The sequence below is a fragment of the Kurthia gibsonii genome, assembly GCF_006539985.1.
GTDB classification, from domain to species: Bacteria; Bacillota; Bacilli; order Bacillales_A; family Planococcaceae; genus Kurthia; species Kurthia gibsonii.
Map to the genome: position 1 here is coordinate 1 of NZ_BJOB01000027.1, position 17,247 is coordinate 17,247.

General features: G+C 35.2%; 17 protein-coding genes. 5 read left to right on the forward strand and 12 right to left on the reverse strand.

From position 1 onward, the window contains the following. Nucleotides 1-18: 18 nt before the first annotated feature. The 5 genes from KGI01_RS09050 to KGI01_RS09070 all read right to left on the reverse strand — a co-directional run bounded on the left by KGI01_RS09050 (nucleotide 19) and on the right by KGI01_RS09070 (nucleotide 6,071). Nucleotides 19-1,593 carry a peptide chain release factor 3 gene (locus KGI01_RS09050; RefSeq protein WP_141274420.1) on the reverse strand — a complete coding sequence of 525 codons (1,575 nt, stop codon included), beginning with the start codon at nucleotides 1,591-1,593 and terminating at the stop codon, nucleotides 19-21. 291 nt (nucleotides 1,594-1,884) lie between these two features. Next, complete coding sequence (gene tnpB, locus KGI01_RS09055; protein WP_141274421.1) at nucleotides 1,885-2,973, reverse strand: IS200/IS605 family element RNA-guided endonuclease TnpB; 1,089 nt, start codon at nucleotides 2,971-2,973, stop codon at nucleotides 1,885-1,887. After that, nucleotides 2,973-3,371 carry an IS200/IS605 family transposase gene (gene tnpA, locus KGI01_RS09060; protein WP_141274422.1) on the reverse strand — a complete coding sequence of 133 codons (399 nt, stop codon included), beginning with the start codon at nucleotides 3,369-3,371 and terminating at the stop codon, nucleotides 2,973-2,975. The genes tnpB and tnpA overlap by 1 nt, the downstream gene beginning before the upstream one ends. A 161-nt stretch (nucleotides 3,372-3,532) precedes the next feature. Continuing rightward, nucleotides 3,533-5,005 (reverse strand): UDP-N-acetylmuramoyl-L-alanyl-D-glutamate--2,6-diaminopimelate ligase, encoded by a 1,473-nt coding sequence (locus KGI01_RS09065; RefSeq protein WP_141274423.1) that lies wholly within the window; start codon nucleotides 5,003-5,005, stop codon nucleotides 3,533-3,535. Nucleotide 5,006: 1 nt separating this feature from the next. Then, nucleotides 5,007-6,071: a M42 family metallopeptidase gene (locus tag KGI01_RS09070; protein WP_141274424.1), complete on the reverse strand. Its 1,065-nt coding sequence runs from the start codon at nucleotides 6,069-6,071 to the stop codon at nucleotides 5,007-5,009. Between the two features lie 110 nt (nucleotides 6,072-6,181). Here KGI01_RS09070 and KGI01_RS09075 point away from each other — a divergent pair, with 110 nt between their 5' ends. Further along, nucleotides 6,182-7,774, forward strand: coding sequence for an ATP-binding protein (locus KGI01_RS09075; protein ID WP_141274425.1), 1,593 nt, complete (start codon nucleotides 6,182-6,184; stop codon nucleotides 7,772-7,774). 42 nt (nucleotides 7,775-7,816) lie between these two features. Here KGI01_RS09075 and KGI01_RS09080 read toward each other — a convergent pair whose 3' ends face one another. Continuing rightward, on the reverse strand, nucleotides 7,817-9,208 hold the full coding sequence (locus KGI01_RS09080; RefSeq protein WP_141274426.1) for an aldehyde dehydrogenase: 1,392 nt from the start codon (nucleotides 9,206-9,208) through the stop codon (nucleotides 7,817-7,819). A 110-nt stretch (nucleotides 9,209-9,318) separates the two neighbouring features. Between KGI01_RS09080 and KGI01_RS09085 the strand changes: the two genes are divergently transcribed. Further along, complete coding sequence (locus KGI01_RS09085; protein WP_170214766.1) at nucleotides 9,319-11,487, forward strand: YhgE/Pip domain-containing protein; 2,169 nt, start codon at nucleotides 9,319-9,321, stop codon at nucleotides 11,485-11,487. A gap of 294 nt (nucleotides 11,488-11,781) precedes the next feature. Here KGI01_RS09085 and KGI01_RS09090 read toward each other — a convergent pair whose 3' ends face one another. From KGI01_RS09090 to KGI01_RS09110, 6 genes are all read right to left on the reverse strand, one after another. Next, entirely contained in the window at nucleotides 11,782-12,780 is a 999-nt protein-coding gene (locus tag KGI01_RS09090; protein WP_141274428.1) for an inorganic phosphate transporter, read from the reverse strand. A gap of 15 nt (nucleotides 12,781-12,795) precedes the next feature. Then, the gene (locus KGI01_RS09095; RefSeq protein WP_141274429.1) at nucleotides 12,796-13,416 is read right to left on the reverse strand and encodes a DUF47 domain-containing protein; all 621 of its coding nucleotides are present in this window, start codon (nucleotides 13,414-13,416) and stop codon (nucleotides 12,796-12,798) included. 299 nt (nucleotides 13,417-13,715) lie between these two features. Continuing rightward, on the reverse strand, nucleotides 13,716-14,297 hold the full coding sequence (locus tag KGI01_RS09100) for a histidine phosphatase family protein (protein WP_141274430.1): 582 nt from the start codon (nucleotides 14,295-14,297) through the stop codon (nucleotides 13,716-13,718). A 28-nt stretch (nucleotides 14,298-14,325) separates the two neighbouring features. Next, on the reverse strand, nucleotides 14,326-14,469 hold the full coding sequence (locus KGI01_RS14270) for a sunset domain-containing protein (RefSeq protein WP_458859447.1): 144 nt from the start codon (nucleotides 14,467-14,469) through the stop codon (nucleotides 14,326-14,328). Further along, nucleotides 14,470-14,688, reverse strand: a complete 219-nt coding sequence (locus KGI01_RS14160) for a thermonuclease family protein (RefSeq protein WP_141274431.1) — start codon at nucleotides 14,686-14,688, stop codon at nucleotides 14,470-14,472. It lies immediately after the preceding gene. A 123-nt stretch (nucleotides 14,689-14,811) separates the two neighbouring features. Next, nucleotides 14,812-15,342, reverse strand: coding sequence for a phosphatidylglycerophosphatase A family protein (locus tag KGI01_RS09110; protein WP_141274432.1), 531 nt, complete (start codon nucleotides 15,340-15,342; stop codon nucleotides 14,812-14,814). Between the two features lie 99 nt (nucleotides 15,343-15,441). Between KGI01_RS09110 and KGI01_RS09115 the strand changes: the two genes are divergently transcribed. The 3 genes from KGI01_RS09115 (at nucleotide 15,442) to KGI01_RS09125 (ending at nucleotide 17,199) form a co-directional block, all read left to right on the forward strand. Then, entirely contained in the window at nucleotides 15,442-16,158 is a 717-nt protein-coding gene (locus tag KGI01_RS09115; RefSeq protein WP_141274433.1) for an alpha/beta hydrolase, read from the forward strand. A 75-nt stretch (nucleotides 16,159-16,233) separates the two neighbouring features. Continuing rightward, the gene (locus KGI01_RS09120; RefSeq protein WP_141274434.1) at nucleotides 16,234-16,746 is read left to right on the forward strand and encodes a 2'-5' RNA ligase family protein; all 513 of its coding nucleotides are present in this window, start codon (nucleotides 16,234-16,236) and stop codon (nucleotides 16,744-16,746) included. A gap of 3 nt (nucleotides 16,747-16,749) precedes the next feature. Then, nucleotides 16,750-17,199, forward strand: coding sequence for a GNAT family N-acetyltransferase (locus tag KGI01_RS09125; protein WP_141274435.1), 450 nt, complete (start codon nucleotides 16,750-16,752; stop codon nucleotides 17,197-17,199). Nucleotides 17,200-17,247: the final 48 nt, after the last annotated feature.

A 17,247-nucleotide genomic window follows, 5' to 3' on the forward strand; every position in this document is an offset into this window, starting at 1 on the left:
GTCCCAAGCTCTTTCATCTTATAGTAAGCTATATAAACGAATCTCTGGGTATTTATCATTGAACCAACGCATTGCAAATTCATTTTCGAATAAGAATACCTTATTACCAAAACGATCATTTACAAGCATACTACGTGGACCTGTCATTGAGTCTTTTACGTCTTCTTCATTTTCAATCCAACGGGCAATTTTCGAACCGATTGGTTGCATAACCACATCTACGTTATACTCATTCTTCATGCGGTTTTCAAATACTTCAAACTGTAATTGACCAACTGCTCCAAGAATTGTATCTTCTGTGTGTAATGTTTTATAGTATTGAATCGCACCTTCTTGTACTAATTGCTCAATACCTTTATGGAAGTGCTTTTGCTTCATGACGTTTTTCGCTGTTACACGCACAAATAATTCAGGTGTGAATTGCGGTAATTTTTCAAATTGGAATTTCTTTTTGCCGCCGACAATTGTATCACCAATTTGGTAGTTACCTGTATCATATAAACCGATAATATCACCCGCTACAGCTTCATCTGCTGTTTCACGGTCATCTGCTAAGAACGTTGTCGCCTGTGTTACTTTGAATGATTTCGCTGTACGTGTCATCGTTACATTCATACCACGCGTGAATTTACCTGATACGATACGAACGAATGCGATACGGTCGCGGTGAGCTGGGTTCATATTTGCTTGAATTTTGAATACGAATCCTGAGAATTCTTCATCTGTTGGTTCCACAATTGTTTCTTGTTCTGTTAAACGTGGTTGTGGACCTGGCGCAAACTTCAAGTATGTTTCAAGGAATGTTTGTACCCCGAAGTTTGTTAAAGCTGAACCGAAGAATACAGGTGTTAATTGACCTTTTGCAATCGCATCTTCAGAGAAGTCATTACCAGCTTCATCTAAAAGTAAAATATCGTCTAAAGCCTGTGTGTAGTAAGATGTTTTTGTCATATCATTCTCAACATCTACTCCACCTTCTGCATTTAAAGGAATGAATCGATCTTCTTCTTCTGTACGGAATTGTTCAATACGGTTATTGTAGCGGTCATAAATCCCTAAGAACTCTTTACCCATACCGATTGGCCAGTTCATCGCATATGTTTGAATGCCTAATACTTCTTCTAATTCTTCCATTAATTCTAGTGGTTCTTTACCTTGACGGTCTAATTTATTAATGAATGTGAAGATTGGAATACCACGCATACGACATACTTGGAATAACTTCTTCGTTTGTTCCTCAATCCCTTTTGCGGCATCGACAACCATGACTGCACTATCTACAGCCATTAATGTACGGTATGTGTCTTCCGAGAAATCTTGGTGTCCTGGTGTATCTAAGATGTTGATACGGCAATCTGCATAATCGAATTGCATAACAGATGATGTAACCGAAATACCACGTTGTTTTTCGATTTCCATCCAGTCAGATGTTGCGAATTTACCTGATTTTTTACCCTTTACTGTACCGGCATCGCGAATCGCACCACCAAAGTATAAAAGTTTTTCTGTAATTGTTGTTTTACCAGCATCGGGGTGGGAGATAATCGCAAAAGTACGACGTGATAAAATTTCTTGTTCTAATGTTGTGCTCATTATTTTGCTCCTTCTACTATCATATATTTTCATAAATGGTTGGTTGAAGGTTTGTCTACATCGGGTATCACCGTTCCTTACCTATGAGTTTGTATATGATTCGTTCATTATTTACGTTTCTAACCTTACAATTATATCAAAATTATCATATGAGAAAAACCCCTAAAGTAAAAGCACATCGAAGTGAACTACTCTCCACTTATAGAAGTGGGAGCTTCTTGGTCAATATACCCAATGGTACAAGTTTACCCAAGCTAATAAGGTAGTCCCTACCTCAAGTTATTACCAAAATTATAGGGCTAATTTCAGTAGATTTATGCTCGCATTTATATCTCTGTCGTGGATTGCGCCACATTCGGGACAAGTCCATTTTCTAAGTGCTAGATTTTTTACATCACTATTTTTATAACCACATTCTGAACAAAGTTGACTACTAGCATAGTTAGATGGAGCAATAACTATTTTTCTACCTTGCCAAGATGCTTTATATTCTAACATTATCCTAAATTCAGCCCAACTAACTTCACTTATTGCCTTAGCTAATTTATGATTTTTTAGCATATTTTTAACTCTCAAATCTTCTAAAACTATTACTTGGTTATCGCTAATAATTTTAGTTGATAATTTGTGTAGAAAGTCTTTACGTTGATTGGCTATTTTTTGATGTAGTTTAGCAACCTTTAATCTTGCTTTATATCTGTTATTACTTCCTTTAGTTTTTCTGCTCAAATCCTTTTGTAATTTAGCTAATTTCTTTTCAGATTTTCTAAGATTTTTAGGGTTGTCATATCTATCGCCATTGGAACATATAGCAAATTCCTTTAACCCAAGGTCAATGCCTATTTTATTATCATTCTTTGGTAGTTGACTATTTTCAGTATCTACTAATATTGAAATATAGTATTGATTGCTTGGTGTTTTAGATATAGTTGCAGATTTAATCAATCCTTTGAATTGCCTATGCAAAACTATTTTTATCTTAGATTTTAACTTAGGTATTTTTACATATCTCCCATCTATCCGAATAGTTCCCTTTTGATTATTAGTTGTATAACTAAATCTATTCGTTTTTTTAGACTTGAATTTAGGAAATCCTATGGACTTATCTCTAAAGAAGTTTTTATATGCTTTATCTAAATTCATTTGTGCATTAGCTAAAGCTAAACTATCTACTTCTTTTAACCACTCATATTCTTTCTTGTATTGAGCAGGTGTAGGGTATTTCATAGCTTTATTATCTAAATCTTTATTTTCTTCATAAGATTTAATTCTATCTGCTAACATTTTATTATAGATAAATCTAGTACAACCAAAGACTTTAGCAAGATATAATCTTTGTTCACTTGTTGGATATATCCTATACTTATAGGCTTTAAGCATTATCTCACCCCCTGTTTTTCAATATATTTTCTTACTACTTCAATAGGTGCTCCACCAGCAGTTAGTAAGCAATAACTTCTACTCCAAAAATATTCTTTCCATAACTGTTTTCTTATAGATGGATATTCCTTTTTTATAAGTCTACTACTTGCAGACTTATAAGCATTAAGGAATTTAGATATTTCTGTATTTGGTGTACCTCTGAATAGTAAGTGAACATGGTCTTTATCGTGATTCCATTCTTCTAAAGTTACATTATACTTAGGTGAAATATACTCAAATATTTCCTTTAATCTATTGGATATATCATCATCAATTACTTTTCTACGATATTTTATAACCAATACTAAGTGATATGATAACTTGAATACTGAATGGTTATTAGTGTCTAAATCCATTGATATTCCTACTTTCTATCCTTTACTACTGATTATACTGTACTTCTATCGTTGACTGTCGTCAAGTGCTATCCATCTCCCACTTTAGAAGTGGGAGAATTTCGCACAATTAGGTTAAAAAAGAAGTTGTGGCTTATTTCAACCACAACTTCTTTTGAATCTTACATACCGAACTTTTCTTTTGCTGCAATCAGCGCAATTTCTGCATCGCTATGTGGATACTTTGTATCTTCAATAATTTGATAATCTTCATGACCTTTACCAGCGAATAAGATTAAATCACCTGGTTCCGCAATTTCTACTGCATGGCGAACTGCTTCTGCGCGGTCACCAATACATGCATAGTTATCATGTGTCATACCTTTTTCTAAATCGCCTACAATTGAATCATATGCTTCATAGCGGGGATCGTCTGTTGTTAAGACAACGTAATCAGCCATTGAAGCCATGCGTGCCATATCTGGACGTTTTGATTTATCACGATTACCACCTGTACCGATGACAAAGATTAATTTTTTCTCTTTGTATGGCATAGCTGCTGTAATTGCTTTTTCAATTGCATCTGGTGTATGTGCATAATCAACAAAAATTGAAATCGGTAATTTACCTGTCTCAATTTTTTGCATACGCCCTTTAATCGGCATCATATGTTCAAATTGTTGAATAATATCATCTAATGCATAACCTTTACAATAAAGAGCTGCTGTTGCGGCTAACATATTGTACACATTGAATTCACCAAGTAACTTTAATTCGACGTGTTTTGTACCTTCTGGTGTTTTCATATCGAACTCTGTATGTTCATCATGGTATTTAATATTCAAACCTTGGAATACAGCGTTGTCATCATGAATCGCATATGTCCAGATTGGATAAGGTGTTAAACCCGCATATGTTTTAGACCATGGATCATCTGAATTTAATACGGCATGTTTATCTTTTTCAAGGTCTTGTCCCAGTTGAGAGAATAACATCCCTTTGGCGTTACCGTAGTTTTCCATTGTGCCGTGGAAGTCTAAATGGTCATGCGTTAAGTTCGTGAAAATTGCAACGTCGAATTCAACACCTGCTAAACGACCTAGTACAAGTCCATGTGAAGATACTTCCATGACCATACCGCGACAACCTTCTGCTTTGGCACGGAAAATCATTTGTTGTGTTGTCAGTGCATCACTTGTTGTATTCGCTGAATCGTACATGACACCATTCAAGTTAAAACCGATTGTGCCAGATAGCGCTGAACGTACACCCAGTCCTTGTAAAACATTTTGAATCATTGTCGCAACAGACGTTTTACCATTTGTACCTGTTACACCAAACATCGTCAAATCTTTTGAAGGATAGTCGAAGAATTTTGCTGCGAGTAAGCCAAGTGCACGACTTGTATCTTCTACAACAACTTGTGCGACATCTCCTGTTAAATCAAGTACATGATCGACTACGACAATTGTTGCACCTTGATCTACTGCTTGCTGTGCAAAATCATGTGCATCGACTGTGTAACCTTTAATACAGATAAAAATAGTTTTATCTTGTACATTGCGTGAATCGATAGCAATATCTTTAATATTTTCTGGTAATGTTCCGATAATTTTTTTAATCGGTAAACATTGTAATAATTGTGTTGCTTGCATACTATGCTTCCTCCTCTTCATCTACCATTGGCGACATTACATATGCATAAAGTAAATCTGCTGTATGACGCAAAGAATCTATATGCGTTCGCTCATAGGCATGAGAAGATTCAATACCTGCACCAAATAAAGCATGGCGAACATCTGCCCCTGCTTTAATCGCAGCCGAGGCATCTGATCCGTAATAAGGGTAAATGTCTAGCTTATAATCAATTTGATTTGCTTTTGCAAGTCGAACAAGTTGCTGGGTTAATTCATAGTGATAAGGACCACTTGAGTCTTTTGCACAAATTGAGACTGTGTATTCATCTGTTTGTTGCCCATCACCAATTGCCCCCATATCTACTGCAATATACTCGACTGTTTTTTCTGGAATATTTGAATTACCGCCATAACCAATTTCTTCATTATTTGAAATATAAATATGTGTTGTATAAGGTAATGTGATTTGTTTTTGATGTACATATTTTACAAGTTCAATTAATAATGTCGTACTCGCCTTATCATCTAAATGACGTGTTTTAATGAAGCCTGTATCTGTCTGTTCAAAACGATTATCAAATGAGATGAAGTCCCCAACTTCAATTCCAAGCGCGCGCGTATCGTCCGCATTTTTCACTCTTGCATCTACACGCACTTCGATATGTTTTTCATCACGTGGCAAACTACCTGCACCACGATAAACATGGACAGATGTTTCGTGCATTAAAATCGTTCCACGAATTTCTTCGCCAGACGCTGTATGAATTGTACAATACTCACCTTCTACTGCATTCCAATTAAATCCGCCAATCATCGATAACGATAAGCGACCTGAAGACTTCACTTCTTTTACCATAGCACCTAGTGTATCTGTATGTGCTGTTAATAAACGATGACGTTCATCGTTCTCACCTTTCAGTGTCACAATTAATGCGCCTTTATTCGTGCGTGTATAAGGAACACCGATTTCGTCGAAAATTGTCGCCATCACTTGCATGATTTTTTTCGTGTACCCAGTAGGGCTCGGTGTGTTCGTTAGTTTTTCTAGTAAAGCAATTGTTTCAGTCTCATTAAAAATACTCAATTTAGAAAGCCCCCTCTTATATTTATTCCATAATATCAGAATATGACATTTTCCGACACCGTCAAATACTGTATGATAGATGTATTAATCGATTCGAGGTGTTTTTTCCTATGAAGCACACTACTTCTAGTTTACGTAAACGGAATAAAATTGTGTTATTTATTATTATGACAAGTATTTTTCTATATACGGTTCTAATAGCAACTGGGTTTGCTAAGGGACTTCACAGCTTTCCTTGGCTCTCTCTCATGCTTTGCACCACAGCGTATTTACTTTATCGACTTCGCGCGAACGATTTAGTCGTTTGCGGCTTTATTGTTATGACAATTAATGTTCTACTCGTACATACAATTTATGAATCTCAAAATATTTACTCATGTATTCTACCAATTTTAGGACTTTTTATTGTCTCAATTTATCAATCAGCCTACTTGAATGCGGCGATTATGGTCGTCTTTGCAGCTGAAATAGGTTGGTTGATATATGCACAATATCCAACACTAATGGAAACATTCGGACAAACGAATTTAGTTGTATTATTGATTATACTCGCATTTTTATGTGCGACAAGCCTTATTCAAGGGTACTATTTTAGTATTTCTTACCGAAATATCGAAACAAAAAACGATCAAATAGAACAAGAATTCTTATCAAAAGAAGGGTATTTAAAACTATTTTTTGAAAATGCAAAAGATAGTATGGCTGTATTTGATTTGAATAATGACGTTATTGCAGTTAATCCTGCTTTTGAAAAGTTATACGGTTGGGATATGAATGAGTGTATTGGTAAACAACTGCCAATGGTACCAACAGGACAATTTGAAGAATCACGTGATCGAATGGCACGCATGCTGAATGGTGAAAGTTTTGATTTACTCGAAACTGTTGATATGCGTCGAGATGGTACATTATTTGATGCGGAAGTGACACTATCTCCGATTTTCAACCATGATGGTGAAATTATCGCTACATCTGTCATTACACGTGATATTTCTTATCGTAAAGAAGCTGAGAGATTACTTGTACAATCTGAAAAGCTCGACTTTGCTCAAGGTATGGCTGCAACTGTAGCACATGAAATCAGAAATCCATTAACGGTTATTTCAGGCTTTACGCAGATGATGCAACAAGACAAAGATTCTCCACATGCTTACTTTTATGGCTTAATTGACGAAGAAATTAAGCGAATTGATTTAATCATTAATGAATTCTTAATTTTAGCTCGTGAAAAAACAGATACTGAAAAAGAAGTTTTTGACGTACAAGAAATTTTAAGAGCGATGCTATTATTCTTTAAACCAAATATGCATGCTAATGAAATTGATTTAGAATCTCACTTAAGTAATCAACCTGCTGTTATCTATGGCTATCCAAATAAATTGCGTCAAGTATTTATTAATATTTTTAAAAATGCTTTAGAGGCTATTGGTACAAATGGAAATATACTCGTTTCAAGCAACATTGTTGAAGAACAATCTGTACAACTTGTCATCTCTGATAGCGGTTGTGGTATGTCCAAAGAAACCGTTGAAAAAATGTTCGAACCTTTCTTTACAACAAAAGATCAAGGGAATGGTATTGGCATGATGGTAACTTATGATATTATTCAAGAACATAAGGGAAAAATCCATGTAACCAGTGAACCAGATTTCGGAACGACCATTACGATTACATTACCGCTCGCACAACAAAAAGAAGCATAAAAAAACCAGAAGACACTTTATATAGCGTCTTCTGGGATTTTTTTATCTTAAAATAGTTTTCACGAGTGTTGCTTTTTGTTTATATGGTGGATACAGCAAGTTATTTGCTAATTTAGAAGAACGTTTTAGTACTGATTTTTGATGGGTGAATGCTTCAAAACTAGCTTTACCATGATAATTCCCAACACCTGATTCGCCAACACCACCGAATGGAAGGTGCCACGATGCAACGTGCATAATTGTTTCATTAATACAGCCACCACCAAATGCTAATTCATCTAAGAAATATTGAATCGCTTTTTCAGTTTCAGAGAAGAAATAAGCAGCTAGTGGTTTAGGACGACGATTAATTTGATGAATAAGATGGGTTAAATCCGTATATACGAGAATCGGCAAGATTGGACCGAAAATTTCGTCTTGCATAATCGGCGAATCCCATGTGATATCTTGTAAAATTGTTGGTGCCATATATAAATCTTCGCGATCTGTTTCACCGCCGAATAAAATATCACTACGATGTTGTTGTAATAAACCATTTAATCGGTCAAACTGACGTATATTAATAATACGACCAAAATCTTTACTTTGTTGTGGATTTGAACCATAAAATTTACTTAATACTTTTTTAATTTGACGAATGAAAGGCGCTTTTACGGACTCATGAACAAAAACATAATCTGGTGCGATACATGTCTGACCTGCATTGACGAATTTACCCCATACGACACGTTTTGCTGCCACTTCTAAATTTGCTGTTTGATCAACAATTACAGGGCTCTTACCGCCAAGTTCAAGAACATGTGGTGTTAAACGATTCGCAGCCGCCTTCGCCACAATTTTCCCAACAGCTACACTTCCTGTAAAGAAGATAAAATCAAACGGTGCATGAATCAGTGCATTCGTCTCCTCTTTTTCTCCTTCTATAACCGCGATATATTCTAGTCTAAATGTTTCTTCTAAAATCGTGCGAATAATCTTGCATGTCTCTACTGCTGATTCCGATGGCTTCACAACAGCTGTATTCCCGCCGATGATTGCACCAATTAGTGGTTCCATTACAAGTTGGAACGGATAGTTGAATGGACCAATAATTAATGTAACACCATATGGATCATGAACAATCATACTTTTTCCTGGCTGAAATTGAACAGGTGTTGGAACACTAACTGGATGCATCCATTCTTCTAAATACTTCAAAGCGTGACTAATACTCGAATAAATAATGCCAATCTCTGTTGTAAAAGCTTCAAATTCACTCTTACGTAAATCCTTATACAACGCTTGTTTGATTTCTTTTTCGTATTTCGAAATACTTGCTTTTAATGCCCTTAATTGCTGTTTTCGAAAAGCCAGCGTCCTAGTTTCTCCTGAATTATAATAAGTATTTTGCTTTTGAATAATTTGATGGATTTCTTCTGCTGTTACATTGGTCATTCTCATTTCCTCCTTTAATTTCCTAAAATATGTGGTTTTAGTATATCATTGTATAAGTTACTGCTTCAATGTTCACGAATTTGGGTAAATTTTCACAAAGGGGGATTCGTATGAAAAAAATTTGGGGAATCTTTAAAAAAGATATGCATCACTTGCTAACTAATTGGGTTTCAGCTGCTATTATTGTCGGTTTAATCGTTCTTCCATCGCTATATGCATGGTTAAACATTGCTGCATCCTGGGATCCCTATGGCAATACTAAAAATATCCCTGTAGGTATTGTCAATGAAGATGAAGGAAGTAAGATTGAAAATCAATCTGTCAGAGCAGGGGATGACCTTGTAGCCAACCTAAAGAAGAATAAAGAAATGGATTGGCAATTTTTAAATAAAGATAAAGCTATGGACGAATTAAGAAATGGGGATTTATTTGCTGTTATCGTCGTTCCTAAAGACTTTTCGAAAAAGTTAAGTACCATCACAGCTGACTCTCCACAAAAAGCTCAAATGGAGTACTATGTGAATGAAAAAATTAATTCCATCGCACCTAAAATTACAGATCGTGGCGCTTCTATGCTTGTTACGACCATGAGTAGCAAATTCGTTGGAACAGTTAATGGGACTATTTTCGAACTTTATAACAAATTAGGAATTGACATTCAAAAAAACTTACCTGATATTCAAAACTTTGAAAAATTCATTTTTCAACTTGAAAAAGACTTACCAGGTATTCATAAAGAATTATTAGGTGCTAAAAAGACTGCCAATACTGCTGATCAAATGTTAAAAGAAGCCAAAGCGAAAATACCTGAGGCTGCACAAACAACAACTGAGGGCTTAAATACAGTTACTACGGCCATGACATATGTAACAACTGCTCAAAAAGCGATGGATACTTTAGAGCCTCGTATTGAACAGGATTTAAAAACATTACAAAGCGCCATGCAAGAAATACGTAATATTCGAAAGACGATTGAACAAAGGTCTATTGATACATCTGGACTTGTCCAAAAGCAAAATGCAATTATGGAACAAACAACACAATCCATTAATCGGTTAACTTCAATCGAGAGCGCACTTTTGACCATCAAACGATTCAACCAAGCGAACAATTTAAACGAAGCAAATGCTACTTTAACACCTGCTATTAAGGACATTCGCGCGACAAAAGCAAGTTTACAAAGTACACAACGTAATATTCGTACACTTGATGCAGATGTAAGCACAGCTAAAAATAACATTCAAACTGCTCAAAAAGAATTAGATGCTTTAGCACAACGTATTACTTCCGAAATGAATCACTTTATTCGTTCTTATCAAAATACGATTTCTCCGGATATCAAAAAAGAACTTGCAAATGCAAAGCAAACATTAACACAAGCACAAAGTATGTTGACAGAATTACAAGTATCATTACCAAAAGCACAATCTGTTTTAGATGAAACAAGTGGTTATGTTAATACTGGACAGACTGCTTTAAACGATGCACTTGGAAAATATCCATTTTTAAAATCGAAAGTGGATGAACTCGCAGGGAAGCTTCGTCAGTTCGATGACAAAGTGGATATAAATAAATTAATTAAACTACTATTAAACAATCCAAATAAAGAAAAATCTTTCTTTGAAGAACCAATTAAATTAAAAGAAAATGCTGTATTCCCTGTTAAGAATTATGGAACTGGTATGACGCCATTCTACGGTGTTCTTTCACTTTGGGTAGGTGGACTCTTACTCATGTCCCTCCTAAGTGTCAATGTAAAAAAACCAGAAAACTATAAATATAGCGAGATTTACTTCGGTAAATTATTAATTTTCTGGGTGATTGGTATTTGTCAAGCGCTCGTTATGTCGAGCGGTACAATTTTAATTATCGGTGTTCAACCTGTTTCACCATTATTCTTTATCTTGTTCTGTGTATTCATTAGTATGGTATTCATGACAATTGTTTATACACTTGTATCACTATTTAATAATGTCGGAAAGGCACTTTCCATTGTATTACTCGTTCTACAATTAGCAGGTGCTGGCGGAACATATCCAGTTGTGTTACTACCAAAATTCTTCCAAATCATTAATCCTTTCCTTCCTTTCACCTATGCAATTGAAATGGTACGTGAAGCTGTGGCAGGTATTATTTGGTCAAAGGTCGCATTAGATATGACTGTTCTTATTGGGATTGCAGTTGCATTCTTAATCATTGGTGCTCTGTTCAAAAATCCTGTTAATCGTGGAACTGCACATCTACTCAAAAAGTCAAAAGAATCTGGTTTATTCCATTAGCAAAATGAATGCTAGACAATTTATTAAAAACACGTATAATGAATTACTAGGTGCCAAACCTATCGTTATTCTCTTGTAGAATAACAAAAGTCTTTTTCATAACAGCACGGATTGCTGGAAAAAGACTTCAAGATGAGCGGGGAAAGTTTGATGAGCCCCCGCTCTTTTTATTTTGTCTACATGAAAAAACGAACTGTACAATTGAATGTACAATTCGTTTTTTTATTTAGATTGGGAGAAATCTAAAATAAAAAAAGAGGCTTAGGAAAATTCCTAGCCTCATATCATATAAATTTAGAAGAACATGTCTAATATAAAATAAACTACGCCTGCAAATAGTGCTGAAATTGGTAACGTAATAATCCACGTTAAAACAATTTTACGTGCTACACCCCATTTAACACCTTTTACACGTTGCGCTGCACCAACACCCATGATTGCAGAAGAAATAACATGTGTTGTTGATACTGGTAAGTGAATTAATGTCGCACCAAAGATGATTGAAGCAGAAGATAAGTCAGCTGCTACACCATTTACTGGACGAATTTTCATGATCTTACCACCAACTGTTTTGATGATTTTATAACCACCAATTGATGTACCTAGACCCATTGCTAAAGCACAGGCAAAACGAACCCAACCTTGTACTTCATCTGTTGTTTGCCAACCAGCTGCAATTAAAGCCATTGTGATAATACCCATTGCTTTTTGCGCATCATTCGTACCATGTGTGAATGCTTGTAAAGCTGCTGTACCAATTTGAACAGAACGGAAGCCTTTATTTGTTTTATACAGATTAAAGTTTTTAAACAAAATTTTAAATAGACTCATCACAAGGAAACCGACCGTAATCGCAATGAATGGTGATAAAATTAATGCTTGAAGAATCTTAATGAATCCTTCATAGTTTAAAATTGCCCAACCACCAGCTGCAACTGCTGCTCCTGCAATCGAACCGATAATTGCATGTGAAGAACTTGATGGGATCCCGAAGTACCATGTAATTAAGTTCCAAGCAATCGCTGAGATAAGCGCTGCTAAAATAACAAGTGTACCATTCCCTAAAGTAAATGGATCGACAATATCTTTGGTAATCGCTTTGGCTACCCCTACGAAAGTAATCGCACCAACAAAGTTCATAATTGCAGCCATTAATACAGCTGTTTTTGGTTTTAAAGCACGCGTCGAGACAGATGTCGCAATCGCATTCGCTGTATCATGGAAACCATTAATAAAATCAAATGCTAATGCAAAGACGACAACTAGTATGGTTAAAATAACAATTGTATCCATAATTTACCGTCCTACCTATGCATTTCGCATAATGATTGTTTCCATCGTGTTTGCAACGTTTTGGCAATCATCCGCGATATCTTCTAATTGTTCGTAAATATCTTTGAACATAATAATTCGAATTGGATCTTGTTCGTGTAAGAATAGTTGTTTGATTGATACACGTAGTACATCATCGCATTTGCTTTCGTAATCTTTAATTAGAATCGCATTTTCACGCATATCTACTAATTTTTTCATTTGTAGTTTTTGCATTGCTTTTACGATTTCGTCAGATGATAACATAATATAACTCATGAAAGTATTCATTGAATCGTCAATGTCTACTAGTGAGAACATATCAAAGTGTGCGATACATTCTTCCATTCCATCTAGTACATCATCCATACTATTAGCTAGAGCTAAAATATCTTCACGTTCAATTGGTGTCATGAACGATTTATTTAACATAACGATTAATTCGTGAATTAATTTATCTCCGTCTGTTTCATATTTTTTCATTTGTACACTGATCTCAGCTAAATCTTCCAATGAGTTGATACGGAAATCATTTGCATAGTGCATTGCTACTTGCACATTCTCAGCAATCTTTAACAAAATATTGAAAAACGGATCATCTTTTTTACGATTAAACATAAATTCCTCCTGAAAACATATATGTGTTTAGTCTTGCTTGTATTTCTCCATCATATTAACAATTTTTTAGAGAAAAAACGCTGAAATTTACATTACTTAATGGAATATTTACATTACTGTAACAAAAGCGTACACAAAAATGATTTTTTTCTATTAAAATAGCATTTTTTCTTTTTAAGTACATGATTTTATCAATTTTAAAATTTACAAAATATTCACAATTTACATTAAAAATTGGCTTTATACCGTTAAAAAAGAGTTCAAATATTATATTTCAAGAACATTTGAACTCTTTATAACTATATAGTGTTTTTAGGTAAATGATGTGTATCATTATAAGCTTCTAACCACCATTCGCCACCTTTTGAATAAATCGTACTTACGCCACCATTCGATAAACGCGCATTTTTTGGAAAGAAATCCGCATTTTGAACAATTTGAAATAATGTATGAATGACTGCACCATGTGCAATTAATGCGACATCTTCATCTGGATAAGCTTCATAAATTTCTTGTAATCCACGTACTAATCTTTTTCGAAACGCTTTAAAACTTTCTTGATTCGGATAATTTTTTCGCGGGTACACTTTAGAGCGCTCTTCATAAGTCATCCCTTCTGCCGTTCCAAATGTTCGCTCACGAAAAGCATCAATTTGGATTAATGGCAGATGTAATTGTTCATTAATGATTTTCGCTGTTTCACTTGCACGTTGTAGTGGGCTTGTAAAAATTGCTTGAATGGCAATGTCTTCAAAAAACTTACCACATGCTACTGCTTGTTTACGCCCCTCTTCATTTAAAGGTACATCGGTTGCCCCCTGTAATTTTCCAGCTCGATTCCAATCTGTCTCGCCATGTCTTACAATATAAATTTTCGTCATTCTTTCACCCCTTTGTCCATTCCCTTGATTAAGGACGAAAGATGCGTATAAACCCTGCCACCTTCGCCTCCTCTTCAGACATAAATAATTGTTCAGGGTTCACCTGATTATAATTTGGATCGCCTGGTTTATAATATCGCTTTTCGCCATTCGGATTAATATTTCCTTTAATCTAATGTACTAATAAGTTAGGTTCTGTTACTAATTGAACAAACATAATAGAGACGATTTGTGCATTTTGTATGAGCATACTACTTAATTGTTGTGCTTCTCTTGCAAAAGGCTGCTCTCCAATACACTTGTGGTACATTTCTGGTGTATCAATTAATAAAAAACGCACTTTTTTTATTTGCCCGTTATAACGCACTTTCATTGTATCGCCATCCATCACGTTAACGACTTCTACTTTTTTCACCAATGATGTATTGTTCTTGCTGTGGTGCTAGCTTACGCATATACACCACAGCAATCATGAGTAGAATAATAATACTAATCACAATGAACAACACGAACGTTACTCAGTAATAAGAAGAGTAGCTTCTTCTTCATCGCGAATACGATGCGCTAAACGAGATGAAGCAGCTGCTGCAATGGCACCAACTAAATCATCTAAAAATGTATGCACGCCTTCTCCTGCTTTTGTATCTAATTTTTTAATAACACCAATTTTATGTTTATCCAAATGTCCATACGTTGTTACACCAATACTACCATATGTTAAAACAGCGCCAAGTGCGATAGTTTCATCTACACCAAACAACCCTTCGTCTGTTTCAATAATTTGTTGTAGTGGTTGTGATAATTGCTTTTTCTCAGCTAGTTCATCTAATTCAATACCTACTAATAATGCATATTGAATCTCACGTTTTCGAAGTACTTTATCTACTGCCTCTACACAGCGCTCTAATGTTAATCCTTCATTATATGTATATTGCATCTCATATACAATTTCTGCGATATCCATTAGTGTAACACCACGACGTTCTAGTGCTGCACGCGCAGCCATGGATACGTCTGCCGATAAAACAGGTTGTTTTCGGTTCATTTCTATTACCTTCTCTCTTGTTAATCTGAACTTGATGAAAGTCATCATCTTCTATGATACAATTTCCCTACCAATTATTAAAGGAGTGCTTTTTAGAATATGGGTTCTATTACGACCGAATTATTTTTTAGTGATGCTTTACAAGAGGAATTAAAGTTATTAATTTATACACCAGCTGATTTCACACCAATGTTGTCATATCCTGTAGCTATTGCTTCAGATGGTAACGATTATTTTCAACTAGGTAGTCTTTCGCGTATTTTAGATGAAAAAATTGAAGATGGTGACATTGATGAGCATGTCGTTGTGGGTATTCCATATAAAAGTGTAGAAGACAGACGCGAAAAATATATGCCAAGCGGGAAAAAACATGAAGCTTACCTTACTTTTTTAGCACATGAGTTAATACCTTATTTACAAGAACATTACGCTGTATCCAATGTAGCAGATGAACATATTTTAATGGGTGACTCTCAAGCTGCAACTGTATCATTACTTGGTTTAATTCGTTACCCTGAAGTTTTCCAACAAGCCATTTTACATTCACCTCAGATTACAGATGAAGTACTCCACTATATTCAAAACATTCCAGAAGGTATTGATTATCATATTTATCATGCAATTGGTACAGGAGAATATGAAGTACATACAAAAGATGGACAGATTAAAGACTTTTTAACACCAAACCGTACATTAAAAAATGCACTTCATCAAAGGAAAATTGATTATAATTATGTCGAATTAGAAGGAAATCACACATGGAAAACGTGGAAACCAGATCTTCCAAATGCGATTATGCGAATTTTTCATAAATAGTGTGTCGCATTTCAGCTATTTTCCTTCATCATTTGCTATACTAACTATATAAATATGTTAATGGAGGTAGTTATTATGAAATATGGTATTGTTGCTTTTCCTTCTAAGGAAGTTCAAGATTTTGCAAATGGTTATCGCATGCGTTACGATTCACACTACGCTCAAATTCCACCTCACATTACGCTTCGTGGGGAAGTAGAGACGGATGAAGTAGGCCTAAAAGAAGTAGCGAATCGTTTATTTGATGTAACAAAAAATGCAAAGGCATTTCATATATCCATTCCAAAAGTGGGTACGTTTAAACCGATTAATAATGTCATCTATTTAAAAGTAGATGCAGATGAAGCACTTTATGATTTAAACAAAGCACTACATGTTGAAGAATTCGGTGGACCTGCACAGTATCAATATGTACCTCATATTACGTTAGCACAAGGCATTACAGCAGATGAATTAGAAGATATTTATGGACAATTACGTATGACACAAATCAACTTTTCTGAAGAAATTGATCGCATCCACTTACTTTATCAACTTGAAAATGGCTCTTGGACTGTGTACGAAACATTCCGTCTACAAAAGGGTTAATTCATGGTAACAAATATTACTGTTACACTGGTTCATACAGCTAAAGAATTGGAAGATGCGTTCTTTGTTCGACAAGAAGTATTTGTAAAAGAGCAAGGAATCCCTCTTCCTTTAGAACGCGATGAATATGATGATGAATCTCAGCACATTGTTGCCTACCACGAAGGACAACCGATTGCTGCTGGTCGCGTCCGTCTGATTGATTCGTCAATCGCAAAAGTCGATCGTATTTGCGTATTACCTGCTTTTAGAAGACAACAAGTGGGTGTACGTATGATGCAAAAATTAGAAGGTTACGTCACACAACTTCCAGAGTCAGTCCATATCCAAACGATTAAAATCTTCGCACAGACACATGCAGTTCCTTTCTATGAAAAAATGGACTATCATGTGACATCACCTGAATTTATTGATGGTGGTATTCCATATCGCGCAATGGAAAAACGTTTATAAAACTAATAAGCATGTCATGTACATTTTTCAGTGTCCACGGCATGCTTA

What these genes read in the sequence shown, in the direction of transcription:
- KGI01_RS09100 (WP_141274430.1), bottom strand. Translation starts at nt 14,297, where the DNA reads ATGACGAAAATTTATATTGTAAGACATGGCGAGACAGATTGGAATCGA.
- KGI01_RS09075 (WP_141274425.1), top strand. Translation starts at nt 6,182, where the DNA reads ATGAAGCACACTACTTCTAGTTTACGTAAACGGAATAAAATTGTGTTA.
- KGI01_RS09090 (WP_141274428.1), bottom strand. Translation starts at nt 12,780, where the DNA reads ATGGATACAATTGTTATTTTAACCATACTAGTTGTCGTCTTTGCATTA.
- KGI01_RS09085 (WP_170214766.1), top strand. Translation starts at nt 9,319, where the DNA reads ATGAAAAAAATTTGGGGAATCTTTAAAAAAGATATGCATCACTTGCTA.
- tnpB (WP_141274421.1), bottom strand. Translation starts at nt 2,973, where the DNA reads ATGCTTAAAGCCTATAAGTATAGGATATATCCAACAAGTGAACAAAGA.
- KGI01_RS09080 (WP_141274426.1), bottom strand. Translation starts at nt 9,208, where the DNA reads ATGACCAATGTAACAGCAGAAGAAATCCATCAAATTATTCAAAAGCAA.
- KGI01_RS09050 (WP_141274420.1), bottom strand. Translation starts at nt 1,593, where the DNA reads ATGAGCACAACATTAGAACAAGAAATTTTATCACGTCGTACTTTTGCG.
- tnpA (WP_141274422.1), bottom strand. Translation starts at nt 3,371, where the DNA reads ATGGATTTAGACACTAATAACCATTCAGTATTCAAGTTATCATATCAC.
- KGI01_RS09125 (WP_141274435.1), top strand. Translation starts at nt 16,750, where the DNA reads ATGGTAACAAATATTACTGTTACACTGGTTCATACAGCTAAAGAATTG.
- KGI01_RS09115 (WP_141274433.1), top strand. Translation starts at nt 15,442, where the DNA reads ATGGGTTCTATTACGACCGAATTATTTTTTAGTGATGCTTTACAAGAG.
- KGI01_RS09120 (WP_141274434.1), top strand. Translation starts at nt 16,234, where the DNA reads ATGAAATATGGTATTGTTGCTTTTCCTTCTAAGGAAGTTCAAGATTTT.
- KGI01_RS09110 (WP_141274432.1), bottom strand. Translation starts at nt 15,342, where the DNA reads ATGAACCGAAAACAACCTGTTTTATCGGCAGACGTATCCATGGCTGCG.
- KGI01_RS09095 (WP_141274429.1), bottom strand. Translation starts at nt 13,416, where the DNA reads ATGTTTAATCGTAAAAAAGATGATCCGTTTTTCAATATTTTGTTAAAG.
- KGI01_RS09065 (WP_141274423.1), bottom strand. Translation starts at nt 5,005, where the DNA reads ATGCAAGCAACACAATTATTACAATGTTTACCGATTAAAAAAATTATC.